Origin of the sequence: Ectorhizobium quercum, from assembly GCF_026552795.1 — a bacterium.
GTDB classification, from domain to species: Bacteria; Pseudomonadota; Alphaproteobacteria; order Rhizobiales; family Rhizobiaceae; genus Ectorhizobium; species Ectorhizobium quercum.
In genome coordinates, this window is sequence record NZ_JANFPI010000003.1 from 589,631 (window position 1) to 615,187 (window position 25,557).

Sequence of the window (25,557 nt, forward strand, 5' to 3'; positions counted from 1 at the left end):
CTCTGCTGGAAGTTGATGACCTGTATGGTTTCGGTGAACCGGCCCGCCGTCAGCGGTCCGGGACGAAGGATTTGCCGAGCGACGCCGGCGTATTGATGAGCGTCATGCGTCGATTATGCGAGATCAGGATCAGGACTACAACCGTTGCGACATAAGGCAATGCCGACAGGAACTGCGACGGAATGCCCAGGCCCAGGGCCTGCGCGTGAAGCTGGCCGATCGTCACCGCGCCGAAGAGATAGCCGCCTGCCAGAACCCGCCACGGACGCCAGGATGCGAAGACGACCAGCGCCAGCGCGATCCAGCCGCGCCCGGCCGTCATGTTCTCGGTCCATTGCGGCGTATAGATCAGCGAAAGCTGCGCTCCGGCCAGACCGGCGCAGGCGCCGCCGAACATCACGGCGAGATAGCGCAGCCTGATGACGTTGATGCCGAGCGCATGCGCCGAGGCATGGCTGTCGCCCACGGCGCGCAGCTTGAGGCCGGCCCGGCTGCTGAAGAGAAACCAGTTCACGCCGATGACCAGCGCGATCGACAGATAGAAGATCAGGTCCTGCCGGAAGAGCAGCGGCCCGACGACCGGGATGTCGCTCAGCAGCGGGATGGCGATCTGCGGCAGCTTGATGCCCGGCTGCCCGACGAAAGGCTCGCCCGCCATGCCGGATACACCAAGCCCGAGGATCGTCAGGGCAAGGCCGGTGGCGACCTGATTGGCGACGAGCGTCAGCGTCAGGAAACCGAAAAGCAGCGAGAACAGCCCCCCCGAAACGATGCCGGCGATCACGCCGAGATAGGGCGAGCCGGTGAGCGCCGTCGCGGCAAATGCCGCCACCGCGCCCATCACCATCATGCCTTCGACCCCGAGGTTGAGCACGCCGGCTCTTTCCGTCACCAGTTCGCCCAGCGAGGCGAGCACGAGCGGCGTGGCGGCGGTGATGACGGTGAGAAGGATGGCTTCGACGATCATTGGGAACCTCCCGCCGCCGCGCTCCGCCCGCGGAAGACGAGCCTGATGCGATAAAGGATGAGCGTGTCGCAGGACAGTACGAAGAACAGCAGCAATCCCTGGAACACGCGCGTCACCTTGTCCGATACGCCGATCGAAAGCTGCGCCGCCTCGCCGCCCAGATAGGTCAGGGCGAGGACGAGACCGGCGGCGACGATTCCGAAGGGGTTCAGACGGCCGAGGAACGCGACGATGATGGCCGTGAAGCCGTAGCCGGGGGAGATGACCGGGCGCAGCTGGCCGATGGCTCCCGATACTTCGGAAATGCCGGCGAGCCCGGCAAGCGCGCCGGAAAACAGCATCGAGAACCAGATCATGCCGCGGGCGGAGAAGCCGGCGAAGCGCCCTGCCCGCTCGGACTGGCCGAGAACGGAGACCTGAAAGCCCTTCAGCGTGTATTTCATCATGAAGGCGACGGCGACGGCGGCGATGATCGCAAAGCCGAAGCCCCAATGGGCGCGGCCGGAGGCGAACATTTCCGGCAGAACCGCGACCTGCGCGAATTGCCGCGTTTCCGGGAAATTGAAGCCGGCCGGGTTGCGCCACGGACCACGCACCAGCCAGTCGAGGAAAAGCTGTGCGACATAGACCAGCATCAGGCTTGTCAGGATTTCGTTGGTGTTGAAATGCGCCTTCAGAAGGGCAGGAATCGCGGCGAACAGCGCACCGCCGATCACCCCCATGACCAGCATGGGCACGAGAAGCCATTCCGGCTGCCAGCCATGCACGACGACCGGAAGGAACGACCCGGCGATCGCCCCGGCGATGAACTGGCCTTCGGCGCCGATGTTCCAGTTGTTGGAGCGATAACAGATCGACAAGCCGACGGCGATCAGGATCAGCGGCGCCGCCTTGATCGCCAGTTCGTGAAGCGACCAGACCTCCAGCAGCGGCTCGATGAAGAACGCATAGAGCGCATCGACCGGGCTCTTGCCGAGCGCTACGAACATGACGGCGCCGGCGACGATCGTCAGCACAAACGCCAGCAGCGGCGAAACCACCATGAAGAATTTCGAAAGGCGCGGCCTTTTTTCCAGCTCAATGCGCATGGGCGCTCTCCGCTTTGCCGCTGTCTTCGTGCATGCCGCCCATCAGGAGACCGATCTTTTCCAGGCTCATCTCGCCCGCCGGGCGGGGTTCCGAAAGCCGCCCCTCGGAAATGACGGCGATCCGGCTGGCCACCTCGAAAATCTCGTCGAGATCCTGGCTGATGACGACCACGGCGGAGCCGCTGCGGGCCAGATCGACGAGCGCCTGACGGATGCGGCTTGCCGCGCCGGCATCCACGCCCCAGGTCGGCTGGTTCACGATCAGCACGGAGGGCTGGCGATCGAGTTCGCGGCCGACGATGAATTTCTGGAGATTGCCGCCCGAGAGCGATCCGGCCGGCGGATCCTCGCTCGCCTTGCGCACGTCCATTTCCTCGCTGATGCGTCTGGAGGCCGCTGCAAGGGTGCCGTGACGGATCACGCCGAGCGGCCCGCCGCCGAGAAAGGCGCGGCGGTCCGACTGGTTTCGCGCCAGAAGCAGGTTCTCTGACAGCGTCATGGCGGCGACGGCGGCATGGCCTTGACGCTCCTCGGGAACGAATCCGGCACCGAGCAGGCGGCGGCGTGTGATGCCGAGATTGCCCGCCGCCCTGCCGCACAGGAAGACCGCTTCATTGTCGGCCTGCGGATATTCGCCGGACAGCGCGTCGAACAACTCGCCCTGGCCGTTGCCCGCCACGCCCGCAATCGCCAGCACCTCGCCGGCGCGCACCGTGAACGAGATGTCCCGGAGCGACACGGCAAAAGGCGTGCGGGCGGGAACGGAAAGGTGGCGCACGTCGAGCTTCACCTCGCCCGGCGCACCGCCTTCGTCACGCTCGACGCTCGCCACCTCGGCGCCGACCATCATGCGGGCCAGCGAAGCCGGTGTTTCGTTCTTCGGATCGCAGGCGCCGTTGACTTTGCCGTGGCGCAGCACCGTCGCGCGGTCGCAGATGCGCTGCACCTCCTCCAGCCGATGGCTGATATAGAGGACGGAACGGCCCTCGGCCTTCAGTTTTTCCAGCGTTTCGAAAAGCCTGTCGGCTTCCTGCGGCGTGAGGACCGACGTCGGCTCGTCGAGAATGATGAGGCGCGGGTTCTGGAGAAGCGCCCGGACGATCTCGATGCGCTGGCGCTCGCCGACCGAAAGATCGGCCACATGGGCGGAGGGATCGAGCGGCAGGCCATATTGCCTCGACAGGGCGGCGGCCTGCTCGGCGATCTTCTGCAACGGAACGGCATCGTCCAGCGAAAGCGCGATATTTTCCGCGACGGTCAGCGCTTCGAAAAGGGAGAAATGCTGGAAGACCATGCCGATGCCCAGACGGCGCGCTTCGCCGGGGGACCCGATGGACACGGCTTTTCCGTTCCAGACGATCTCGCCGGAACTGGGGCTGAGAACGCCAAAAAGCATCTTGACGAGCGTGGACTTCCCGGCGCCGTTCTCGCCGAGAAGCGCGTGGATTTCCCCTGGCTTGATTTCGAGGTCGATACCGTTACACGCGGCGAAAGTGCCGAAAAGCTTCGTCAGCTTGCGAACGGACAACAGCGGGACAGCGGCCGCTTCTGGCATACCTTATCTTTTCCCCTCGGCCGTGGCTGATGAACTCTTGCAGGTTCCTCTTTAAGCGCCGGCATCAATTTGTCCCTTGGAACCTGCCATTATTGACCATTCGGACAAAACTTATGCAAGCCTTTTTTTTAATCACACACCGCATGGACACGTCGGCGCCGACACCGTTCATTTGCGGCCAAGAGCCGGGAAAAGCTGAAGGACCGCTCCGATTCCGTAAAGGTACAGACCACTTGCCGCAATGCCCGCCTTCAACCAGAAGGGGGTCTGGAAACCTGCAAGCAGCGCATAGACGCCAAGTCCCGCCCAGATGAAGAAGACCGTCAGGTTCAGCGCCCGCAGCCGCCTGACGCGGACCGGATGCAGGAAATGGATTGGCAGGAACGTCAGAACCACCGAAAACACCACCACCAGGCTCGCCGTCACCATGTCGGCCTCGACGACGAACAAGGTGAAGATCACCATGTTCCACACGACGGGAAATCCGGAAAAGAAGTATTCGTCGGTCTTCATGCCCATATCGGCATAATAGATGGCGCTGGAGACGACGATGGCGCCGCCGGCGAAAAACGACCAGGGTTCACCGATCATGCCGCTCTGGTAGAGCGCGAAGGCGGGCAGCAGGACATAGGTCACATAGTCGATGATATTGTCCAGCGTATCGCCCGACCAGTTCGGCAGCACTTCCTTGACCCGCACCCGGCGCGCGATCGGCCCGTCGATTCCATCGACGAAGAGTGCGGCCGCCAACCACCAGAACATGGAAACGAAATCCTTCTCCGCCGCGGCGAGAACGCCGAGAAACGCCAGAAACGAACCCGATGCCGTCAGGATGTGAACGGAAAACGCGCGGATCTCCGCATAGGGTACCCGCCTGTAATTGAATATTCTCATGCCTGCCGCCCTTTGAGACGCTGCCCGCCGCGTGTTCCATCTGCTTCTAGAACGAAATCGTCAGGATAGGAAAGGCGCATTGCCGTTTTTCAGCAGGCCCGTACAGGTTGAAAAGTGCGCCGATGCGCGTTTGCCGCATGGAAATTCACCGTCAGGGCGCATAGACTGACTCCTAACGAAACGGTTTGGGAGAGCTAACATGGCGAAGTTCGAAACGGCGGTCGCGGGCGGCGGGCTCGCAGGCTTCATTGCTGCGCTGGCGCTGGCCCGTTCGGGCCGTTCGGTGGCGTTGATCGCGCCGGCCCCCTCGGTCGAGGATCATCGCACCACCGCGCTGATGGACCAGTCGGTCCGCTTCATGGAACGGCTTGGCCTCTGGGACCGCGTCTCGCCGGATGCGGCGGCGCTGTCCACCATGCAGATCATCGACGGCACGTCGCGCCTGATCCGCGCTCCCATCGCCCGGTTCCGCTCGTCCGACATCGGCATTGCCGCCTTCGGCTACAATTTCGTCAACATCAGCCTGCTGAAGGCGCTGGCCGATGCGGTGGCCGCCGAGCCGAACATCGCCCGCCGTACGGCGTTCGTCGAAACGGTGTCGCTCGAACGCGATGCGGTGCATCTGTCGCTGTCCGACGGAGACACCATCGAGGCCGCGTTCGTCGTTGGGGCCGATGGCCGCAAGTCGGCGATTCGGGAGGCCGCCGGCATCGGCGTCAGGACCTGGGCCTATCCGCAGACGGCAGTCGTGCTGAATTTCGCCCACACCCTTCCCCACGGCAACACCTCCACCGAATTTCATACCGAAACCGGGCCGTTCACGCAGGTGCCGCTGCCCGGCAACCGGTCGAGCCTCGTCTGGGTCGTTCGCCCGCAGGAGGCCGAGGAACTCTGCGCGCTGCCCGCCGATGAACTGAGCCGCAGGGTCGAGGCGCGGATGCAGTCCATGCTGGGCAAGGTTTCCGTCGAGGACGGCGTGCAGGCATGGCCGCTTTCGAGCCTCGTCGCCAAGCGCTTCGGCAAGGGCCGAATCGCGCTGGTCGGCGAGGCCGCCCACGCTTTTCCGCCGATCGGTGCCCAGGGGCTCAACCTGTCGCTGCGCGACATCATGACGCTGAGCGAAATTCTCGGCACGGTTCGCGAGCGCCCGGTTCCCGCCGATGCGGGCGACCGCTTCGACCGCCGCCGCCGCCTGGACGTTCTGAGCCGGACCTACAGCGTCGATATCCTGAACCGTTCGCTGCTCTCCGGCTTCCTGCCGGTTCAGATGGTGCGCGCCGCCGGTCTGCACCTGTTGTCCGGCTTCACGCCGCTACGCAACATGCTGATGCGCGAAGGCGTCGAGCCGGGCCGCGGTTTCCGCGCCCTGCCCTCCCTTCTCAAGGAAGCCGTGACCCGGCGCTGATATGCACCTGCCCGCCGGTTCGAAGCCGGCCGGCGTGGAGGAAACCCGATGGCGTCGGGCCGAAAAAGGACATGAGCATCCCGGCGATTCCTGCCATGCACGGCGTTTCCGATTCGGGCCTGCCGCGTTCAGCCGATCCGCATCAGGATCGGGAAGGTCTGCTGAAACCATATGGCGGCATCGGAAACGAAGCCGAAGATGAAGGCCAGGCCGGTGAGAATCAGCAGCACGCCCATCAGCTTTTCCACCACGCCCAGATGTTTGCGGAACCGCACGAGGAAGCGCATGAAGGCGCCGGAAAAGCCGGCGGCGATCCAGAACGGAACCGCCAGGCCGAGGGAATAGATCGCCAGAAGCAGCGCGCCGTCGCCCACTGTTTCCCGGGAGGCGGCAACCCCCAGAATGGCGCCCAGCACGGGCCCGATGCACGGTGTCCAGCCGAATGCGAAGGCGAGCCCCATGATGTAGGCGCCGGATAGCGTTGCCGGGCGCCCGCCCGCCTGGAACCGCGCCTCGCGCGACAGTAATCCGATCCTGAACACGCCAAGGAAGTTGAGTCCCATGACGATGATGATCAGGCCACCGATCTTCGCCAGAATGTCGATGTGCTGGCGCAGCAGGACACCGATGCTCGAGGCGCCGGCGCCGAGCGCCACGAAGACCGTCGCGAAGCCAAGCGTGAACAGAAAGGCCGTCAGCAGAACGGCGCGGCGCGTCGTGCTGGCGGTTGCGACCGCCTCGCCCCCCTCGCCCCGGAACTGGTCGAGAGAGATGCCGGCCATGTAACAGAGGTAGGGCGGCACGAGCGGCAGAACGCAGGGCGACAGGAACGACAGCGCACCGGCCACCAGCGCGCTCAGAAAAGATATGTCCGCGATCATTGCTTCGGAACGCCCCGCACCCTTCGAAAACCGCGCCTTCCTAACGCCCGAATGCCCGAAAATGCAATTCACCTTTTCGCGCCCGCGACTTGAAACCGCAGGAAAGAACCGAAACCGGCGATTTTTCGGTTGACCGCAAACAGGCTCCTGCATATGTTCCGCGCACTTTCGACAGGCGCGCAAACGCCCGACGGGAGAGCGTAGCTCAGCCGGTAGAGCAACTGACTTTTAATCAGTAGGTCCAGGGTTCGAACCCCTGCGCTCTCACCAATAAATTCAAGTCATAGTCCCTCATTGGCGTTACCGGTCTACAAGTCGACACGTATGTGGGACGCCGACTGTGTCCGCATTCCTACAAGAACCTCCACGAAAAATTCGCCTTGCGGAACACAAGCCGAACATATAGTGTCTGTTCTGGATTTGTTTCGAACATCTGGGGTGATCTATGCTGACGCGCAAGCAACAGGAATTGCTGCTTTTCATTCATGAGCGAATGAAGGAATCCGGCGTGCCGCCGTCATTCGATGAAATGAAGGATGCGCTCGACCTCGCGTCCAAGTCGGGCATTCACCGCCTCATCACGGCGCTGGAGGAACGCGGCTTCATTCGCCGCCTGCCGAACCGCGCCCGGGCTCTCGAGGTCATCAAGCTGCCCGAAGCCTATACCCCCTCTCCCCAGCCGCGACGCGGTTTCTCGCCGAGCGTCATCGAAGGCAGCCTGGGCAAGCCCCAGCCCGCCGTTGTCCAGAAGCCGGCGAGCGAAAGCGAAGCCGTTCCGGTTCCCGTGATGGGGCGCATCGCCGCCGGAGTTCCGATTTCCGCCATCCAGCACAACACCCACGAGATCGTCGTTCCCGCCGACATGCTCGGCTCCGGCGAACATTATGCGCTGGAAGTGAAAGGCGATTCGATGATCGAGGCCGGCATTTTCGACGGCGACACGGTCATCATTCGCAATATCAGCAATGCCAATCCCGGCGATATCGTCGTGGCCCTGGTGGACGATGAGGAAGCGACGCTGAAGCGCTTCCGCCGCAAGGGCGCCTCCATTGCCCTCGAAGCCGCCAATCCGGCCTATGAGACGCGGATATTCTCCGCCGACCGCGTCAAGGTTCAGGGCAAGCTCGTCGGTCTCATTCGCCGCTATCACTAATGTCCAGCGACATGGACGCCTCGGCATCGTCGAGGAACCTGTCGCTGCGCCAGTCGTAAAGCCGGTGCAGGTTCCAGGGGCGTTCCGATCCGTTGCGTGCAGTTTCGATCTTCGCTCGCCCTTGGAAGCCGTTTTCAAATCGAATGGCGATCGAGCCGTGTCTGGCTAGTGAAACGCCCGTGAAAAGACGGGGTCGGTTGGCGACACCCGCACCGGTGAGGCTGTCGTCCGCTGCGCCTCTGACAACGGGATCGATTAACGCATCGCCGTTGCCGGTTGAGACCGGATTGAATGGACAGGCCGAACGCCTCAGGCGAACGGGCGTGACGATGATATCGGCGCTCATGCAGGCGGATTCCACAAAGGCCGCATCTTCCACGACGGCGATTTTGATGTCGTCCGTCATGGTCTCTCCGTAACGCGCGATGCACCATAGCCTTTTCAGGCAGGTGAACCGACCGGCTTCTCCCGCGGCAAGCGCGCCCGCCATTGCATGTCGGGCGGCTTCCGCTTCCTCTGCGGTCAGCTCCCGGCGGCGCGGCTGGCTTTCCGCCCGCTTTCCAGCGCCATCCGGCATCATGACCGGCTTGATATGATCCGGACCGTCGAGCGCTCTTCGCCATTGGGAAAAGATGAAGGAGGGCGGATTTTCGCGATTGGTCGCAACGGTGTTCGCACCGACGATACCGACGAGGTCGCCGCTTTCGGAGATGACGATCGATGGCGGCGAACGGTCCTCGACGAGGAAAGTGGCGGCAAAGGTTGCCGCGATGAGGGCCGCACCGATGAAACGCAACTCCGTTTTCAGGATCACCAAAAGAAGAAAGCCGGTCACAACCAGCGGAAAGACGAAAGGCGGAAGGAGACCCGAGGCGCCTTCGCCTCCCCAGGACGAAATTTCCCTGGCGATATCGATCACCAGATCAAGGCCGAATCCCATCACCCGCAGCGGCCAGGCGTCGAGGCCGAACGGCATGAGCAGCATGGCGATGAGGCCCGCCGGCATGACGATGAAGGAAACGACAGGCATGGCCGCCAGATTTGCGGGCAGTCCCCACACGGCAAGCTGCTGGAAATGAGCCACGGAGAATATGGCGGTCGAGACACCGCCGATGATGGAGGTCAACGCGATTCCCCAGAAGAACCGCCAGCTTTTTGTCACAAACGCAACGGACGGCAAGGCGGAAATCTGCCGGTCGTCCTCCTTCCGCTCCCGAAAGAGCGCGTAGCCCGCAACCAGTGCCGCCGTGGCGGCGAAGGACATCTGGAAGCTCGCGCCCATCACGTCCGACGGCGCCATGACGAGAATGACGAGGGCGGAAATCGCCACGTTGCGGATGCTGATCGATGGCCTGCCGATCAGGACGGCGATGAGCATGATGGACATCATCAGCCAGGCGCGCTCGGCGGAGACGGCGGACCCGGACAGCAGATAATAGGCGGTGACGCCTGCCAGCGCGCCGACGGCGGCCAGCTTCTTGATCGGGACGGCTTGCGCGAGGCCTTGATGGAGGCTGAGAAGCATGCGGAAGCCGACGAAGAAGATGCCGGCCGACAGCGCCATGTTGAGACCGGAAATGGCGATGATGTGCGCAAGCCCCGAGAGCCGCAGCGCTTCGGCCGTCTCCCGCGTCATCGCCCGCCTTTCGTCCGTCACCATCGCGGTGGCGAACGCCCCGGCGTCTCCCGGAATGATCGAACGGATCCGCTCGCCGATCACGATGCGAAGATGACCGATCCACGCATAGGCCGATGCAAGCAGCCCCTTGGCCGCGGCTTCCGGCAGGACCGCAGGGCGCGGCGCTCCATAGAAGAATCCGATCGCGCCGATCTCCTGGAAATAGGAGGAGAAGGCGAAGTCCGTCAGCCCCGGCATGGCCGGTCCCGAAGGCGGCGAAAGCCGGGCGCGGCCCACGATCCCCTGCCCGTCCGCGAAGGCCTCGTGAGGGCCCCGCGCGATGAGCGCGACCCGTTCGGGCGGCCGTTTCAGGACCGGTCTCTCGGTCGAAACAACATCGACCGTGTAGCGCCACCCGCCGCCCGTCACCGCTTCGCGCGACACAACGCGGCCGGTCAGGTCGACGGTCACGGGCCCGTCGAGAATGACGGTCGCCTTGCGGGCCGTCTCGCCGGCGGCCAGCCACATGCCGGCGGCGACGAGGGCCGCGGCCGCGGCGGAAAATGCAAGCACGCGGCTGCGGTGACGCAGCAGAACCGCAAGAACAAGGCTGACGAAAAGGCAGGTCTGGTAGATGGCGGGACGCGGCGTTTCATATGCCGAAAACCACAGCACCGAGCCCAGCCCGAGAAAGACGGGCGCGAAGAGAAAGGCGCGGCCGTGGGCGAGTTCGCTCTCCACAAGCGTTACGAATCGCCTTGCGGCGACGCTCGGGTCGAAGCGGGGCCGGTCCTCGGGCCGTGCCGCCGCAACGGTCGTATCCGTGGCGGAAACATCGCCCCGCGACGCTGACGCAGGCAGGTGTGCATCCGGTGGATCAACCCGGAATTCAAGGGCTCCCTCGTCAACCGCCGCCTTCGGCATCCCTTCTCCCCGGAGCCGACGTACTCCTTCGTTTTGATGAATTTGACAGTCCGTCACTCTGTTTCCAGCTTGCCGTGGCCACCGCAAAAGAGCAATATGTCGCAGAGCCGAACAGAAGACGACGGAACGTTGCGGTCGGCTCGCTCCCCGTCCGAAAGCATCGCAATGCCACTTCTCGCACAACCAGCTAAGACACTGTTTACCCAGAAGCAACGGCAACATTTGCCCTTTGGCTAGGTTGGCATGAGGCTTACGATCATATAGCTAACGTCACGGACGCTTAAACCTGCGGCGCCCTGAATGTGCCGTAATCGCACTTGGAGGATCAGCATGACGGATAAATCAACTCTGACACTGGGCGAGAAGACGGTCGATTTCGCCGTTCGCCACGGCACGATCGGTCCTGACGTGATCGATATTGGCGCGCTTTACAAGAATACCGGCGCGTTCACCTATGATCCGGGGTTCACCTCCACGGCGTCGTGCGAATCCAAGATCACCTATATCGATGGCGACATCGGCATGCTGCTGCACCGCGGCTATCCGATCGAGCAACTGGCCGAACAGGGCGACTTCCTCGAAACCTGCTACCTCCTTCTCTACGGCGAGCTTCCGACCGCAGCCCAGAAGAAGGACTTCGACAATCGCGTCACGCGCCACACGATGGTCCACGAGCAGATGACGAAGTTCTTCACGGGCTTCCGCCGCGACGCGCACCCGATGGCCGTCATGGTCGGCACCGTCGGCGCGATGGCTGCGTTCTACCACGATTCCACCGACATCGCCGATCCGCACCAGCGCATGGTGGCGTCCATGCGCCTCATCGCCAAGATGCCGACGATCGCGGCCATGACCTACAAGTACCATGTCGGCCAGCCGTTCGTTTATCCGAAGAACGATCTCGACTACGCGGCCAACTTCCTGCGCATGTGCTTTGCCGTTCCCTGCGAGGAGTATCAGGTGAACCCGGTTCTCGCCCGTGCGATGGACCGCATCTTCATCCTGCATGCCGATCACGAGCAGAATGCGTCGACCTCGACCGTGCGCCTCGCCGGCTCGTCCGGCGCCAACCCGTTCGCCTGCATCGCGGCCGGCATCGCCTGCCTGTGGGGTCCGGCTCACGGCGGCGCGAACGAAGCCTGCCTCAACATGCTCGAGGAGATCGGCACGCCGGACCGCATTCCGGAATACATCGCCAAGGCCAAGGACAAGAACGACCCGTTCCGCCTGATGGGCTTCGGCCACCGCGTCTACAAGAACTACGACCCGCGCGCCAAGATCATGCAGAAGACGATGTATGAGGTGCTGGAAGCGACAGGTCACGCCGACGATCCGCTGATGCAGGTGGCGCTGGAACTCGAAAAGCACGCGCTGTCCGACGATTACTTCATCGAGAAGAAGCTCTACCCGAACGTCGACTTCTACTCCGGCATCACGCTGCGTGCGCTGGGCTTCCCCACCACCATGTTCACGGTGCTGTTCGCCCTTGCCCGCACCGTCGGCTGGATTGCCCAGTGGAAGGAAATGGTCGAAGATCCCCAGCAGCGCATCGGCCGCCCGCGCCAGCTTTATACTGGTGCGGAAAAGCGCGATTACGTGGACATCTCCGGGCGCTGATCGCCGGACCTGTCCCCATTATCGAAAGCCCGGTCGACCGCCGGGCTTTCTTTTTGCGCGCGGCAAGGAACAAAAAAAGACCCCCGGCCTGACGACCGGGGGTTCGTTGTTTCCGAAGGATCGGGTTTAGCCAGTCAGGGCGCCTTGACGGCCTTCTGGGCTTCCTCGAGCTTCTTGCGGGCTTCCTCTGCCTTCTTCTGCATGCTGTCCTGAAGGTTGCGCTGGCTTTCAGCCAGTTCCGACTGCGAGATCGGGGCGCCGTCGAGGGCGGCGGAGAAGCCGCCGAGGCTGATCTTGATCGGGTTCGGAGCGCGGCGGAAGTTGATGGAGGTGAAGACGACCTCGTTACCGCGCTTCAGGCTGTTGACCAGAGCGTCGGTCAGCGGCAGTTCGGCGGTGCATTTGTCGGGAAGGCAAACGGCATAATCGAGCTTCTGGCCCTTGCCGCCATCCACCTGCATGACGATGCCCGGCTGGATCAGGCGGGCGGACGGCACGGACACCTGAAGGAGCCGGCGGTTGACCTTGCCTTCGACGGTAATGATGCCGGCGGCGGTGATGAGCTGGCCGTTCTGCGCGAGAACGACGTTCTGCACGACGCAAACGTCGCTGTCTTCCTGCTTGGCGCAGGTCTTGTACCAGCCGAGCGGCGGCGTTGCGCCACCTTGCGGGGCAGCAGCTTCCTGGGCCATCGCGGCCGGCGCTGCGAGGGCAGCAGAGGAAAGAACAAGCGCGGACATGGCCGTCCGCATGGTTTTCGCTGGCATGAACGTCATAACGTTTCCGTCTCCTGAAATCCGCTCCCGGAGCAGCTTGCGTCGCTCCCTTTGTCGAGGTGGCCTGACCGTGACCTGCGGTGCAAATGAGGCAAATACATGACCCCCCGGCTTCCGGCACCCCTGTTACACGGGCGGGAAAGCAATATCCAGCCTTACTTTGGCTTTTAACCGTGTCGTGAAGCCCGTGTGCCAACAAAATATTGGCATGAAGGCCTCTTATGTTAGCCTCTGGCGATTCGCCCGCCCCGTTTGTCCGGAGAAAATTGGAATGCGCCGTCTCATCGCCTGCCTGGCCTTTTCGCTGGTTTCCGGTCTGGCCGTTGCCCAGCCCGTTCACGGCATCGCCATGCATGGAGAACCCGCCCTTCCGCCGGATTTCAAGCATTTTCCCTATGTGAACCCGGATGTGAAGAAAGGCGGCCGCATCTCCTACGGCGTGGTCGGCACCTTCGACAATCTCAATCCCTTCATCCTGAAAAGCATGCGCACGACGGCGCGGGGAATGTGGGATCCACAATTCGGCAATCTGGTCGTCGAATCGCTCATGATGCGCTCGCAGGACGAGCCTTTCACGCTTTACGGGCTGCTAGCGGAAAGCGTCGAATGGGACGACGACCGCAGCTTCATCCAGTTCAACCTCAATCCGAAAGCCAAATGGGCCGACGGGCAGCCGGTCACGGCGGATGACGTGATCTTTACCTTCGAACTCCTGCGCGACAAGGGGCGCCTGCCGTTCAGCCGCCGGCTCGAATTCGTCTCGAAGATGGAAAAGGTGGCGGAGCGCAGCGTGCGCTTCACCTTCAACGACAAGGCCGACCGCGAAACGCCACTGATCATCGCCTTCGGCACGCCAATCCTGCCGAAGCACGCGACCGACGTCGACAGCTTCGACCAGACGACATTGACACCACCGCTCGGCTCCGGGCCGTACAAGATCAAATCCGTCCGGCCGGGCGAGCGCATCGTCTATGAACGCAACCCCGATTACTGGGCCAGGGATCTGCCGTCCAAGGTCGGTTTCGACAATTACGACGAGATCGCCATCGAGTATTTCCTTCAGGATGCGACGCTGTTCGAGGCATTCAAGAAGGGGGCCGTCGATATCTATCCGGACGGCGACCCCGTCCACTGGGCCCGTGCCTACGACTTTCCCGCCGTCGCCTCCGGTGCGGCCGTGAAGGAAACCTTCAGGCCCGCCGTTCCCTCCGGCATGCTCGGATTCGTGTTCAACACGCGGCGCGGCCAGTTTGCGGACAGGAACGTGCGCGAGGGTCTTTCGACGGCGTTCGATTTCGAATGGGCGAATCGCAGCCTTTACGAGGGCGCCTACACCCGCACGCAGAGCTTCTGGCAGAATTCCGAGCTTTCCAGTTTCGCCATCCCGGCCAGCGCGCGGGAACTGGAACTGCTCGGACCGGCAAAGGACAAGCTGCCGCCCGAATATCTCGACGGCACCTATCGCGTGCCGGCAAGCGATGGAACCGGCCGCGACCGCACCCAGCTTCGCAAGGCGGTCGATCTCCTGAAGCTCGGCGGATACACGATCCGCAACGGCAGGATGTCCGACGCCTCGGGCCGCCAGCTTTCATTCGAGATCATGACGCAGACGCCGGATCAGGAGAAGCTGGCGATTGCCTGGCAGCGCTCGTTGCGGCCGCTCGGAATCGCCGTCTCGATCCGCACCGTCGACGATTCCCAGTTCCAGAGCCGCACCATCGCCTTCGACTACGATGTCATCATCAAGGCTTTCACCTCCTCGCTGTCGCCCGGCTTGGAGCAGGTCAGCCGCTGGGGCAGCGATGCGCGCGACCGCCAGGGCAGCGAGAATTTCGCCGGCGTCGCCGATCCGGATATCGACCGCATGATCTCGGAGATCCTCAACGCGCGTACGCAGGAAGACTTCCGTGCCGCCGTCCGCGCCTATGACAGGTTGCTGATGGCCGGGCACTATGTCGTGCCGCTCTATCACATCGGCGCCCAGTGGGTGGCCCGCAGAGCCGAGATAGAGCGTCCGGAAAAGGTGCCGCTCTACGGTTATCAGCTGCCGGTCTGGTGGGACAGGCGCGTCCAGTAACCCGAACCGGAAAGGGTTTTATCATGGCCTCCATCCGTATCGACGTCGTATCCGATGTAGTCTGCCCCTGGTGCTATCTCGGCAAGGCGCGGCTCGAACTGGCCGTCGCCGAAATCCAGGACGACATCTCGGCGGAAATCCACTGGCAGCCCTATCAGCTCAATCCCGACTATCCGCCGGAGGGCGTCGATCACCAGAAGACGCTCGCCGACAAGCTGGGCGGCGCCGAAAATGTCGGCCGCATCCACGAGAACCTCAGGGCGCTGGGCCGCGAGGTCGGCATCGTCTATGATTTCGAGGCCATCAAAATCGGCCCCAACACGCTCGACGCCCATCGCCTGATTCACTGGGCGGGAATCGAGGGCCCGGAAATCCAGGATGCCGTGGTCACGGCCCTCTTCCGCGCCAATTTCGAGGAAGGCCGAAATGTCGGCGATCCTGCCGTGCTGGTCGGGATCGCCGCCGCCGCCGGCATGGGTGAAAAGGTGATCGCCGCCCTTCTGGCGTCCGACGCCGACAAAGACGTCGTCAGGCAGCACATCGCCGCCGCCCGCCACATGGGCGTATCCGGCGTTCCCTTCTTCATCATCGATGGCAAATATGCCATCAGCGGCGCCCAGACGCCCGACGTTCTCGCCGACGCCTTCCGGCAGATCGCAGCCGACAAGGACGGAAACCGCAAGGACCTGAATTGAGGCAGGAGCCGGCCGACCGGTTCCCCTGAGGCAAGGCAGCCTGCGGCGAAGAACGGTCATGCGCGGGACGTTGTGCCCTGTCTGAATATAGGGTACCCTCCTATACCATGTCGCACACCACGAAGAACAAGACCAGGCTTCTCGCCCGGGTCCGCCGCCTGAAAGGGCAGATGGAAGCCATTGAACGGTCGCTGGAAAACGAGGCGCCATGCGGAGAGGTCCTGAACCTCGTCGCCTCGGTGCGCGGTGCGGTGAACGGCCTGACCGTCGAACTGATCGAGGACCATATCCGGGAACATGTTTCCAACCCCGACAGCGACGACGATGCCGATCGCGCCCAGGGCGCGGCCGAACTGATCGACGTCGTAAGGACCTATCTGAAATGACTGCCGGAACCACCCGCTTCACCACGCCCCACGACCACGTCTTCCTTGGTGACGACCATGATCGCAACGAACGCCGCACATGGCTCGTGATCGCGATCACCCTGACCATGATGGTCGTCGAGATCGCGGCCGGAACCATGTTCGGCTCGATGGCGCTCGTCGCCGACGGCTGGCATATGTCCACCCACGCCACCGCGATGCTGATTGCCGCGCTGGCCTATCGCTACGCCAGAAAGAATGCGCGAAACCCGCACTTCACCTTCGGTACCGGCAAGCTGGGCGACCTCGCCGGTTTCGCAAGCGCGGTCGTGCTGGCGCTCGTCGCGCTGCTGATCGGCTGGGAAAGCATCTCCCGGCTCTACAGTCCGACGTCCATCAACTTCCCCGAGGCGATTGCCGTAGCGGTCGTCGGTCTTGCCGTGAACCTGCTTTGCGCGTGGCTGCTGAATGACGGCCATCACCATCATGGCCATCACGGGCATTCGCACGGCCACACGCACGGCGACCATCATCACCACCACGATCATCACGGCAAGGACAACAATCTCAGGGCCGCCTATCTTCACGTTCTGGCCGACGCGCTGACATCGGTTCTGGCGATCGTCGCCCTGCTTTTCGGCGCCTTCTACGGCTGGAACTGGATGGACCCGATGATGGGCATCGTCGGCGGATGCGTCATCGCCCGCTGGTCGTGGGGCCTCGTCCGCGACTCCGGTCGGGTCTTGCTCGACTATATCCCCGATGGCGAGGACCTGCCGGATGAAATCCGCCGGGCCATCGAGGACGAAGGCGACCGGATCACCGACCTGCATATCTGGCAGCTCGGGCCTGGCCATCACGGGGCGATCGTGGCAATTCGCACGGCCCGGCCACAGGAACCATCCACCTACCGGCAGAAGCTCGCCCACATACACGATCTCTCGCATGTGACCATCGAAGTAGAGAGAGCCGGATGAACCAACGTCACGACCGTCCAATTGTATGACTATTCATTCGAATAAATCCCTCGGCCATGCGCCCGGCCTCTTCAGGTAGGCACGCGGGGATTTGCCGAGCATCCGGCGGAACATGGTGGTGAATGCGGCGATGCTTTCATAACCGGTATCCAGCGCGATATTCGTGACGGGTTCGCCTGCCGCCAGCCGCGGCAGCGAGGCGAAGATGCAGGCCTGCTGCCGCCAGGTGGCGAAGCTCACCCCGGTCTCAGTCCGGAAAAGCCGGGTGAAGGAACGGCGGCTGATGCCGAGCGCGCCGGCCCAGTCGTCGATCTCCGTCCGCGCCGCCGGCGTTTTCAGGAAGCGGCGGCACATAGCCGCCAGCCGCCGGTCCTCGGGAAAAGGCAGGCCGAGCGGCCGCTCGGGAAGACAATTGATCTCGTCGAGCAGCAGATCCGTCACCAGCTTTCGGCGGTGATCCGTCGACGGCCGCTCCTGTGCGGAAATCAGATCGCTTATGAGGCCGGCCGCCAGCGCGGTGATCTCGACGACCCGCGGCCCTTCGGCGCGGACGGCGTCGCGCTCCACATAGATGGAGTGCATTTCCACTCTGCTGATCGTCGACGCCGAATGTTCGAGACCGGCCGGGATGATCAGGCCGTGGCCAGGCGGGATCATCCAGCGGCCATCGGCGGTGCTGACCAGCACGACGCCTTCGCGCGCGCACCAGATCTGCGTCCTGTTATGGCTGTGAAGCGGCACCTTGTGGCCGGGCGGATAGATCCGGCAGAGCGCCAGAACGGGGTCTTCGGCGCTATCGATCAGGCCCAGACTGCGATGATGGTCGTTTTCGCTTCGGTTTGCCGGTGCTGCCGGGTCGATCATGCGGATTTGGCCCACTTGCGAAAAAAGTCGACCAAAACACAAAAGCAGGCCAGCGGCAATCCGTGTAGAGGTGATCGCCATAAGAAACAAAACCCGTCCGGTTGCGGGATCTTCGAGAGGAAACACGAATGGCAAACGTCGCCGCCACCGGCGCCAGCGCTGAAAGAACGGCCTTTGCGGTCATCGCCGCTGCCAGCTTCTGTCACATGCTCAACGACATCATGCAGTCGCTGCTGACCTCGCTCTATCCGCTGCTCAAGGACAACTACGCCCTCGATTTCGTCCAGATCGGGCTTCTGACCTTTGCCTTTCAGGTGACGGCCTCGCTGTTGCAGCCGGCCGTCGGCGTCGTGACCGACCGGTGGCCGATGCCCTTTTCCCTGCCGGTCGCAATGCTCTCGACATGCACCGGGCTGATCACCCTCGCCTTCGCGCACAGCTTTCCGGCTCTCGTCCTCGGCGCCTGCCTGATCGGCATCGGATCGGCCATTTTCCATCCCGAAGCCTCGCGCGTTGCGCGTCTCGCATCGGGAGGGCGCCACGGCCTGGCGCAATCCTTCTTTCAGGTCGGCGGGAATACCGGCACGGCCATCGGCCCGCTTCTGGCGGCCTTCATCGTCATTCCGCACGGCCAGCAGAGCCTGAGCTGGTTCTCGCTGATCGCGCTGGTCGGTTTCGCCGTGCTTTCGTGGGTCGGCATATGGTACAGCCGGCATCGTCGCAGTACGGCAGGCCGCGCGCCCGTCAGCCGCACATTGCCGCTTCCGCGCGGCAAGGTCCTGGCCACGCTCGCGGTTCTGGTCGTCCTCACCGCGACGAAGAACGCTTATCTATCGAGCCTGTCGAGCTATTTCACCTTCTTCACCATCGAAAAGTTCGGCATCGGCGTGCAGGATGCGCAAATCCTTCTCTTCCTGTTTCTCGGCGCATCGGCGGCTGGCGTCTTTCTCGGCGGCCCGATCGGCGACCGCTTCGGTTCCCGCGTGGTGATCTGGTTCTCCATCCTCGGCGTCATCCCCTTCGCACTGCTATTGCCCTATGCGAACCTGTTCTGGACCGCCGCCCTGGTAATCGTCATCGGCTTTATCTTCTCGTCCGCTTTCTCGGCCATTGTCGTCTTCGCGCAGGAACTGGTTCCGGGGCGGGTGGGCCTGATCGCCGGCATGTTCTTCGGCTTCGCCTTCGGGTTCGGGGGCATCGGCGCAGCCGTGCTGGGCGTCTTCGCCGATCGCGAGGGAATCGAATTCGTTTACCGGATCTGCTCCTACTTGCCGCTGCTGGGCCTGCTCACCGTTCTCCTGCCCAGATTGCCGGGCCACCGATGAACGCGGGCATCCCGACAGGTATCCCGGCGGCCGCGGGAGCCTTGTCCGTATCCTCGATATTTCTTTCTTTTTCATCGTTGCGCCGGGGCAAGATGGAACCTGAAAGCGCCGTAACCGTTATCCGCGCATGAGACACACGGAACAAACCAAACGGAAAATCAACAAAAGGATGGTCGCGTTCATCGTGGCCCTTCTTGTCGCCGGAGCCATCGTCGCAACGGCCTATCTTCTGCTTGCCACGCCGGGAGAAGTGCCGGTCGTGCAGTAAAGGCGGTCGATCACGTCGCTGGGATAAGCCCGCAATCAGGGTGTCCGTTAACGGCGGATATCTGTGAAGCCATGAAAACAAAAAACCCGGCCTGAGCCGGGTTTTTGGTGCGGTCGAGAAGACTCGAACTTCCACGGGTTGCCCCACAGCGACCTCAACGCTGCGCGTCTACCAATTCCGCCACGACCGCATCGTGGTAGGCGTCGTCTTGCGGCGACGGGGGTGCATGTAGCAAAAGCCTTTGGGGCGCACAAGGGCGTCCGTGAAGATTTTTTGAAGATAATTCCGCGCTGCTGCAAAAGCCCCGGCCGTGCAAGGGTTCCGCGGAAAAACAATAACTTCCGCGGCCCGGGGATATGCCTGTTTTTTGCCGCGGGAGGCTGTATAAGGAGCGTCTGCACCGCGAATCCGACCTGGACGATTTCGTCGCGGCGCGTTCCGGGAAATCTCGCCATGCTTCGCACAGATCTCGTCAACACCATGTTTCCGGCCGACGGTTCTCCACCGGTCCGCTGGCGCATTTCGGACGAGCTGGTGCCCTACCCGCAGGCGCTTGCCGAAATGGAAGAACGGGCGCTTGCCATTGCCGAAGGCCGGGCGGACGAACTCGTATGGCTTCTCGAACATCCGCCCCTCTATACGGCGGGCACCAGCGCCGAAGCGCGCGATCTGTTACAGCCGGACCGGTTTCCCGTCTACGACGCAGGGCGCGGCGGCGAATACACCTATCACGGCCCGGGCCAGCGCGTGGTCTACGTCATGCTCGATCTCAAGCGACGCCGGCAGGACATTCGCGCCTATGTCTCGGCCGTCGAGGACGTCGTCATCCGGACTCTGGACATGATGAATGTCCGGGGCGAACGGCGCGAGGACCGGGTCGGCGTCTGGGTGCGCCGGCCGGAAAGGCCCCTGCTTCCCGACGGCGCGATGGCGGAGGACAAGATCGCGGCCATCGGCATCCGCCTGAAGCGCTGGGTGACGTTCCACGGCTTCTCGCTGAACGTCGAGCCGGATCTCTCCCATTTCAGCGGCATCGTGCCCTGCGGCATCAGCACCTACGGCGTGACGAGCCTCGTCGATCTCGGCCTGCCGGTGATGATGCCCGATGTCGATATCCGCATTCGCGAAGCGTTCGAGCAGGTATTCGGCTCCACCGTGCGGGATCTCTGACACCATGTCCGAGCGGAAAGCCGAAAACCCGGTCAAGGGCATGGCCCTGATGGCGGCCTGCATGCTGGTTCTGCCGGGCATGGATGCTATTGCCAAATACATGGCGGTGAGAAGCGGCATGGCGCCGGCCCAGGTGACGTTCTACCGTTTCCTGTTCCAGTTCCTGTGCTGCATGCCCCTGCTTCTCCATCTGGCCGGAGGCGCCGCGTTTTCCGCCAGGCGCCCGTTCATGAACCTGCTGCGCGGAGCGCTGCACGCCGCCGCCAGCCTGATGTTCTTCACCGCCGTCAAATACATGCCGCTGGCCGATGTGTTCGCCATCTATTTCGTCGAGCCTTTCATGCTGACGGCGATGTCGGCGCTCTTCCTCGGCGAAAAGGTCGGCTGGCGGCGCTGGAGCGCCATCGCGATCGGCTTCGGCGGCGCGCTGATCGTCATCCAGCCGAGCTGGGAGGTCTTTGGCTGGACCGCCCTGCTGCCGGTTGCCTGCGCTTTCCTGTTCACCCTTTATCTGTTCATGAACCGGGCCATCGGAGAAGGCGATTCGCCGCTGGTGATGCAAACCTGGGCCGGCGCCGGCGGCACGCTTTTCATGAGTGCCGCGCTTCTGGCAGGCCATGCCTTCGGCCATGCCGATTTCGCACCGTCGCTGCCGCAATCGCCCGTCGATCTCGGCCTGCTGGTACTGCTCGGCTCGATGTCGGGCTTCCTGCACCTGCTCGTCGTGCGCGCCTTCCGGCTGGCCTCCCTGTCGCTGCTGGCGCCGTTCCAGTATTTCGAGATCATTTCGGCCACCGTCCTCGGCTATGTGTTCTTTTCGGATTTCCCCAACCTTGGAAAATGGATCGGCATCGCCATCATCGTCGGGTCAGGCCTCTATATCATCTGGCGCGAGCGTGTCCTCGCCCGCGCTGCAAAGGCCGTATCGACCGCAGGTCCCGTAACCTGATCGAAGCGGCATGCCCTCGAACCGGAAGGGACAGACCATGATCTATGTCGATGCCGATGCCTGCCCCGTGAAGGCGGAGATTCTCAAGGTCGCGGAACGGCACGGCCTGAAGGTGACGTTCGTCGCCAATTCCGGCCTGCGGCCCTCGCGCGACCCGATGGTGACGAACGTCATCGTTTCCGCCGGGTTCGACGCCGCGGACGACTGGATCGCCGAGCGGGCCGGTCCCGGCGACATCGTCGTCACGGCCGATGTGCCGCTGGCCGGGCGCTGCGTCGCAGCGGGCGCGCTGGTGACGGGCCCTGGCGGGCGGGTTTTCGACCGGACCAACATCGGCATGGCATCCGCCATGCGCGATCTTTCCGCGCATCTGCGCGAAACGGGCGAAAGCAAGGGATACAATGCCGCCTTCTCGCCGCGCGACCGTTCGGCATTTCTGGAAACGATGGAACGGCTGTGCCGCCGCGCCCGGTCTCAGGGCTGAAAGGCCGCCTCCAGCGCCATCGCCACGGACATGCCGCTCGGCGGCGCGAGCGACAGCGCCTTGCCGGCGATCCAGGCCACCTTCTCCGGCAAGGCCCAGCCATTGGTGGAACGCGCCGAATAGACGCCGACGGCGATCACCGACCCGTCCGCCACGGAAGCGACCTTGACCGTGAAGCGAACATGCTGGCGGTGCCCGAACAGGAAGGGCTTGTGCGTCATCTCGTCGACGCGAAGGGAAACGATGACCCGCGGCAGAGGCTCGGTGCGGACGGTGGCGCGGATCGCCGCCTTGAGATGGGATTCGATTTCGCGGCCGAGCACCGGATCGATACCGCCGGCCACGGTGACAAAGGCGCCGCGAACGTCATAAACGGCCGAATCGGACTTGCCGCCGGACGCCGGCAGTCGGAACGACGACAGGGCAACGACGGCGAGCACAAGAAACAGGGCTGATGCGGCTTTCCTGAACATCGGCGGACGACGACTCCTCTCGTGGAGCCATGATCCGCCTCTATGGTTAGGAAAGCGTTACGCCCTTACGGCCTTACGGCATCGAACACCGCGGCCGCGGCCATCATTTCCGATTTCCGCCAGGCGCGCCGCGCCGCCGCTTCCTCGTCCTCGCCCCAATGTTCGATCGTCCAGTCCTCGTCGATATGGGCGAGCGTCCATGCCGTTTCGGCGTCCAGTTCGCCCTCGGCGAACGCAGCGGCCAGCAAGGCCGAGCCCGTCAGCGTGGTGATCGTGTAGAGACAGGCCAGTTCCAGCGCGTTCCGGTATTTCCGTAACGTAACACCAAAGGCGGCAATCGCCTCGCGCGGCTGCTCCCGATGCATGATGCCTTCGATGCAGATAAACCGCGCACCGAGCGACGTGGCCGCCCAGTCGAGCACCGGGTCCCACCCTTCGGCCTGGCGCGAGACCAGTTCCTGGGGCGAATCGGCGCGGTAGCAGAGAAGATCGCTGGAGGAGAAGCGCAGAACGTCTTCCAGCACGGATTGCGTATCCGCTGAAACGCCGTCGAGCGCCGTATTGACGATGCGCGTCACCGGCATCCTTGCCGGATCGATTTCCTTGTCCTGCGCCCGCCATTCGGCAGCCAGCATCTCGCCCAGCGCCGCGGTCGGCACCGTCAGCGCATTGCGTGCGCGGGTCCTCACCGGCTTGCCGTCGAGCAGCACGGAAAAGCCGGTTTCGGCGTCACCGGAAACCGTAACGTCCTTGTAGAACCGCTTCGGCAAGGGCCGCTTCATCTGGATCTGCGCCCGGCGGGCGGGATCGGGATCGCTCAGAACCTCGCCAGCGTGATCGGCTATCTCGTTCAGGAAATCGCGCATGATGTCAGCCTCGCATCAAAAGATCATTTCATGGAGATCGTCGGCCCGGGCGGCGATGCGGTCGGCCCCCGCCTTCCAGAGATCGTCCACCGACGCATATCCCCAGGAGACGCCGATAGCCTTCGCGCCGGCGGCCTTGGCCATCTGCATGTCGTAGACCGCGTCGCCGATGACGACAGTTTCGGCAGGCTTCACGCCGGTCTCGTCACAGCACTCGCTTACCATAGCCGGATGCGGCTTGGAGGGGCAATCGTCCGCCGTTCTCGATACGATGAAATGCGGAGCGAAGCCGTGCGTTTCAAGAACCGCGTTCAGCCCGCGACGCGATTTTCCCGTCACCGCACCGATGAGAACGTCGTCGCGCGCGGCGAGCTTTTCCAGAAGCGGGGCGATGCCGTCGAACAGCGGCTCGTGAAAACCCGGCTCCGACCGCACCTCCAGAAAGATGGATTTGTAATAGGCCATCATGCGAACGGCCTCCTCGTCCGCGTGCTCCTTGCCCTGAATGCGGGCAATGGCGATATCGAGCGTCAGGCCGATGATCGACTTGGTCTGCGCAAGCGTCGGGCGTTCGTAGCCGAACGTCTCGAAGGTGCGCTCCATGACGGCGTGGATGAGATGCGCGCTGTCGACCAGCGTGCCGTCGCAATCGAAGAGAACCAGCTTCATTCGTCGTCGTTCCCCTCGGGATTCTGATCGAAGCCGAGCAGGTTCCAGCTCTGCACCATGTGCGGCGGCAGCGGCGCGGTGACGCGCAGGCGACCGCCGGAGGGATGCGGAATATCGATGTGGCGGGCGTGCAGATGCAGGCGCTTCTGGATGCCGCCCGGAAAATCCCAGTTCGGATCGTCGATGAAATATTTCGGATCGCCGATGATCGGATGGCCGATATGCAGCGCATGGACGCGAAGCTGGTGGGTACGGCCGGTATAGGGTTCCATCTCCAGCCAGGCGAGGCTGTGGGCCGCCGTTTCCAGCACGCGATAGAAGGAAACGGCATGGTCGGCACCGTCCTCGCCGTGTTTGGCGATGCGCATGCGGTCGCCGTCCGGCGTCTGTTCCTTCACCAGCCAGGTGGAAATCTTGTCCTCGCGCTTGCGCGGCACGCCCTTGACCAGCGACCAGTAGGTCTTCTTCGTGTCGCGCTCGCGGAAGGCGGCGGTGAGCTTCTGCGCCGCGCCGCGCGTGCGGGCAACGACGAGGACGCCGGACGTGTCGCGGTCGAGGCGATGCACCAGACGCGGCTTCTCACCCTTCGGGCTGGTCCACGCCTCCAGCATCTTGTCGACATGGCGGGAAACGCCCGAGCCGCCCTGCACGGCAAGGCCGGCCGGCTTGTTCAGCACGAAAACCTTGTCGTCTTCATGCAGCAGCATGCGGGCGAGCAATTCGGCGTCGCCGGAATGCTTCAGGTCCTTGCCGGCGATCGGGCCGGACTTCGGCGCCCTGGCGTCCACGTCCATCGGCGGAATGCGCACCATCTGGCCCGGCTGCACGCGGGTGTCGGACTTCGCTCGGCCGCCATCGACACGCACCTGGCCGGAGCGCAGCAGCTTCTGCAACGGCCCGAAGCCGAGGCCGGGATAATGGATCTTGAACCAGCGGTCGAGCCGCATGCCCGCTTCGTCCGCCTCGACCCGGATATGGTCTATGCCCGCCATGAATGCCTTGTCCTTGTCACCAGAAGGCGTCCGTTTACCGGCTTTTCGCGCGCGAGGAAAGGCGTTTCGCCCGCATTCAGGAGACGAGCCGCACGGTGAGCAGCCCCGCCCCGGTCGCCAGCAGCGAAAGAACGACGGTTGCCGTAAAGTAAAGCATGGCTTCCGTTACGGCACCGCGCTCATAAAGCACCCAGAGATCCAGCGAGAAGGCGGAAAAGGTGGTGAAACCGCCGATCAGGCCCGTCATCAACAGCAGACGCAGGTCGAGCGGCGCCGAGACGCCGCGCACCAGGGCTTCGGCCACGCAGCCGATGAGATAGGAACCGACGATGTTCACCGCCAGCGTCCCCCAGGGAAAACCGGGTCCGACCAGACGCAGGGCCAGCACGCCGGTGAGATAGCGCAGCACGGAACCGACCGCCCCGCCGGCCGCGACAAGCAGGATATTCGACATCATGGCGCCATTCTTAGAGTCCCGTGCGGCGGAGTCCAGTATCGTGTTTCG

24 protein-coding genes and 2 tRNA genes are annotated in these 25,557 nt (G+C 63.4%); 12 read left to right on the forward strand and 14 right to left on the reverse strand.

Features of this window, described 5'->3' with window-relative positions; all coding sequences use genetic code 11:
- Window positions 1-49: 49 nt before the first annotated feature.
- From NOF55_RS11300 to pcsA, 4 genes are all read right to left on the reverse strand, one after another.
- A complete protein-coding gene (locus NOF55_RS11300) occupies window positions 50-967 on the reverse strand; it encodes an ABC transporter permease (RefSeq protein ID WP_306411467.1) in 918 nt (305 codons plus the stop codon).
- On the reverse strand, window positions 964-2,055 hold the full coding sequence (locus NOF55_RS11305; protein WP_306411468.1) for an ABC transporter permease: 1,092 nt from the start codon (window positions 2,053-2,055) through the stop codon (window positions 964-966). The genes NOF55_RS11300 and NOF55_RS11305 overlap by 4 nt, the downstream gene beginning before the upstream one ends.
- A complete protein-coding gene (locus NOF55_RS11310) occupies window positions 2,045-3,610 on the reverse strand; it encodes an ABC transporter ATP-binding protein (protein ID WP_306411469.1) in 1,566 nt (521 codons plus the stop codon). Before NOF55_RS11310 ends, NOF55_RS11305 begins: the two co-directional genes overlap by 11 nt.
- Before the next feature lie 168 nt (window positions 3,611-3,778).
- Entirely contained in the window at window positions 3,779-4,504 is a 726-nt protein-coding gene (gene pcsA / locus NOF55_RS11315) for a phosphatidylcholine synthase (protein WP_306411470.1), read from the reverse strand.
- Window positions 4,505-4,703: 199 nt separating this feature from the next.
- Here pcsA and NOF55_RS11320 point away from each other — a divergent pair, with 199 nt between their 5' ends.
- Window positions 4,704-5,909, forward strand: coding sequence for a UbiH/UbiF family hydroxylase (locus NOF55_RS11320; RefSeq protein WP_306411471.1), 1,206 nt, complete (start codon window positions 4,704-4,706; stop codon window positions 5,907-5,909).
- A gap of 128 nt (window positions 5,910-6,037) precedes the next feature.
- On the opposite strand, the gene NOF55_RS11325 is transcribed toward NOF55_RS11320, so the two are convergent.
- Entirely contained in the window at window positions 6,038-6,790 is a 753-nt protein-coding gene (locus NOF55_RS11325) for a cytochrome c biogenesis CcdA family protein (RefSeq protein ID WP_306411472.1), read from the reverse strand.
- Between the two features lie 194 nt (window positions 6,791-6,984).
- Here NOF55_RS11325 and NOF55_RS11330 point away from each other — a divergent pair.
- Both NOF55_RS11330 and lexA read left to right on the forward strand, forming a co-directional pair.
- Window positions 6,985-7,060 (forward strand) — tRNA-Lys (locus NOF55_RS11330).
- Window positions 7,061-7,235: 175 nt separating this feature from the next.
- Complete coding sequence (gene lexA, locus NOF55_RS11335) at window positions 7,236-7,943, forward strand: transcriptional repressor LexA (RefSeq protein WP_306411473.1); 708 nt, start codon at window positions 7,236-7,238, stop codon at window positions 7,941-7,943.
- Here the strand turns inward: lexA and NOF55_RS11340 are convergent.
- Window positions 7,924-10,485, reverse strand: coding sequence for a ComEC/Rec2 family competence protein (locus NOF55_RS11340; RefSeq protein WP_306411474.1), 2,562 nt, complete (start codon window positions 10,483-10,485; stop codon window positions 7,924-7,926). The two genes, lexA and NOF55_RS11340, sit on opposite strands and share 20 nt — an antisense overlap.
- Before the next feature lie 330 nt (window positions 10,486-10,815).
- Between NOF55_RS11340 and gltA the strand changes: the two genes are divergently transcribed.
- On the forward strand, window positions 10,816-12,102 hold the full coding sequence (gltA, locus tag NOF55_RS11345) for a citrate synthase (protein ID WP_306411475.1): 1,287 nt from the start codon (window positions 10,816-10,818) through the stop codon (window positions 12,100-12,102).
- A gap of 134 nt (window positions 12,103-12,236) precedes the next feature.
- Here gltA and NOF55_RS11350 read toward each other — a convergent pair whose 3' ends face one another.
- The gene (locus tag NOF55_RS11350) at window positions 12,237-12,878 is read right to left on the reverse strand and encodes an invasion associated locus B family protein (protein ID WP_306411476.1); all 642 of its coding nucleotides are present in this window, start codon (window positions 12,876-12,878) and stop codon (window positions 12,237-12,239) included.
- 271 nt (window positions 12,879-13,149) lie between these two features.
- Between NOF55_RS11350 and NOF55_RS11355 the strand changes: the two genes are divergently transcribed.
- The 4 genes from NOF55_RS11355 to dmeF all read left to right on the forward strand — a co-directional run bounded on the left by NOF55_RS11355 (window position 13,150) and on the right by dmeF (window position 16,992).
- Window positions 13,150-14,955 carry an extracellular solute-binding protein gene (locus tag NOF55_RS11355; protein ID WP_306411477.1) on the forward strand — a complete coding sequence of 602 codons (1,806 nt, stop codon included), beginning with the start codon at window positions 13,150-13,152 and terminating at the stop codon, window positions 14,953-14,955.
- 23 nt (window positions 14,956-14,978) lie between these two features.
- Complete coding sequence (locus tag NOF55_RS11360; RefSeq protein WP_306411478.1) at window positions 14,979-15,650, forward strand: DsbA family oxidoreductase; 672 nt, start codon at window positions 14,979-14,981, stop codon at window positions 15,648-15,650.
- A gap of 107 nt (window positions 15,651-15,757) precedes the next feature.
- Window positions 15,758-16,036, forward strand: coding sequence for a metal/formaldehyde-sensitive transcriptional repressor (locus NOF55_RS11365; RefSeq protein ID WP_306411479.1), 279 nt, complete (start codon window positions 15,758-15,760; stop codon window positions 16,034-16,036).
- On the forward strand, window positions 16,033-16,992 hold the full coding sequence (dmeF, locus tag NOF55_RS11370; protein ID WP_306411480.1) for a CDF family Co(II)/Ni(II) efflux transporter DmeF: 960 nt from the start codon (window positions 16,033-16,035) through the stop codon (window positions 16,990-16,992). The genes NOF55_RS11365 and dmeF overlap by 4 nt, the downstream gene beginning before the upstream one ends.
- A 33-nt stretch (window positions 16,993-17,025) precedes the next feature.
- Here dmeF and NOF55_RS11375 read toward each other — a convergent pair whose 3' ends face one another.
- On the reverse strand, window positions 17,026-17,856 hold the full coding sequence (locus NOF55_RS11375) for an AraC family transcriptional regulator (RefSeq protein ID WP_306411481.1): 831 nt from the start codon (window positions 17,854-17,856) through the stop codon (window positions 17,026-17,028).
- Window positions 17,857-17,984: 128 nt separating this feature from the next.
- On the opposite strand from NOF55_RS11375, the gene NOF55_RS11380 reads away from it, so the two are divergent.
- A complete protein-coding gene (locus tag NOF55_RS11380; RefSeq protein WP_306411482.1) occupies window positions 17,985-19,181 on the forward strand; it encodes an MFS transporter in 1,197 nt (398 codons plus the stop codon).
- A gap of 373 nt (window positions 19,182-19,554) precedes the next feature.
- Here NOF55_RS11380 and NOF55_RS11385 read toward each other — a convergent pair.
- Window positions 19,555-19,639 (reverse strand) — tRNA-Leu (locus NOF55_RS11385).
- A 263-nt stretch (window positions 19,640-19,902) separates the two neighbouring features.
- On the opposite strand from NOF55_RS11385, the gene lipB reads away from it, so the two are divergent.
- The 3 genes from lipB to NOF55_RS11400 are packed head-to-tail and all read left to right on the forward strand — an operon-like array spanning window position 19,903 to window position 22,052.
- On the forward strand, window positions 19,903-20,619 hold the full coding sequence (gene lipB / locus NOF55_RS11390) for a lipoyl(octanoyl) transferase LipB (protein WP_306411483.1): 717 nt from the start codon (window positions 19,903-19,905) through the stop codon (window positions 20,617-20,619).
- 4 nt (window positions 20,620-20,623) lie between these two features.
- Window positions 20,624-21,568: a DMT family transporter gene (locus NOF55_RS11395; protein ID WP_306411484.1), complete on the forward strand. Its 945-nt coding sequence runs from the start codon at window positions 20,624-20,626 to the stop codon at window positions 21,566-21,568.
- Window positions 21,569-21,605: 37 nt separating this feature from the next.
- The gene (locus NOF55_RS11400) at window positions 21,606-22,052 is read left to right on the forward strand and encodes a YaiI/YqxD family protein (RefSeq protein ID WP_306411485.1); all 447 of its coding nucleotides are present in this window, start codon (window positions 21,606-21,608) and stop codon (window positions 22,050-22,052) included.
- On the opposite strand, the gene NOF55_RS11405 is transcribed toward NOF55_RS11400, so the two are convergent.
- The 5 genes from NOF55_RS11405 to crcB all read right to left on the reverse strand — a co-directional run bounded on the left by NOF55_RS11405 (window position 22,043) and on the right by crcB (window position 25,506).
- Window positions 22,043-22,525 (reverse strand): hypothetical protein, encoded by a 483-nt coding sequence (locus NOF55_RS11405; protein WP_306411486.1) that lies wholly within the window; start codon window positions 22,523-22,525, stop codon window positions 22,043-22,045. The genes NOF55_RS11400 and NOF55_RS11405 overlap by 10 nt on opposite strands.
- A 65-nt stretch (window positions 22,526-22,590) precedes the next feature.
- Window positions 22,591-23,391: an ATP12 family chaperone protein gene (locus NOF55_RS11410; RefSeq protein WP_306411487.1), complete on the reverse strand. Its 801-nt coding sequence runs from the start codon at window positions 23,389-23,391 to the stop codon at window positions 22,591-22,593.
- 15 nt (window positions 23,392-23,406) lie between these two features.
- Window positions 23,407-24,060 (reverse strand): HAD-IA family hydrolase, encoded by a 654-nt coding sequence (locus NOF55_RS11415; RefSeq protein ID WP_306411488.1) that lies wholly within the window; start codon window positions 24,058-24,060, stop codon window positions 23,407-23,409.
- Window positions 24,057-25,052: an RluA family pseudouridine synthase gene (locus NOF55_RS11420; protein ID WP_306411489.1), complete on the reverse strand. Its 996-nt coding sequence runs from the start codon at window positions 25,050-25,052 to the stop codon at window positions 24,057-24,059. The genes NOF55_RS11415 and NOF55_RS11420 overlap by 4 nt, the downstream gene beginning before the upstream one ends.
- A 76-nt stretch (window positions 25,053-25,128) precedes the next feature.
- A complete protein-coding gene (gene crcB, locus NOF55_RS11425) occupies window positions 25,129-25,506 on the reverse strand; it encodes a fluoride efflux transporter CrcB (RefSeq protein ID WP_306411690.1) in 378 nt (125 codons plus the stop codon).
- Window positions 25,507-25,557 lie beyond the last annotated feature (51 nt).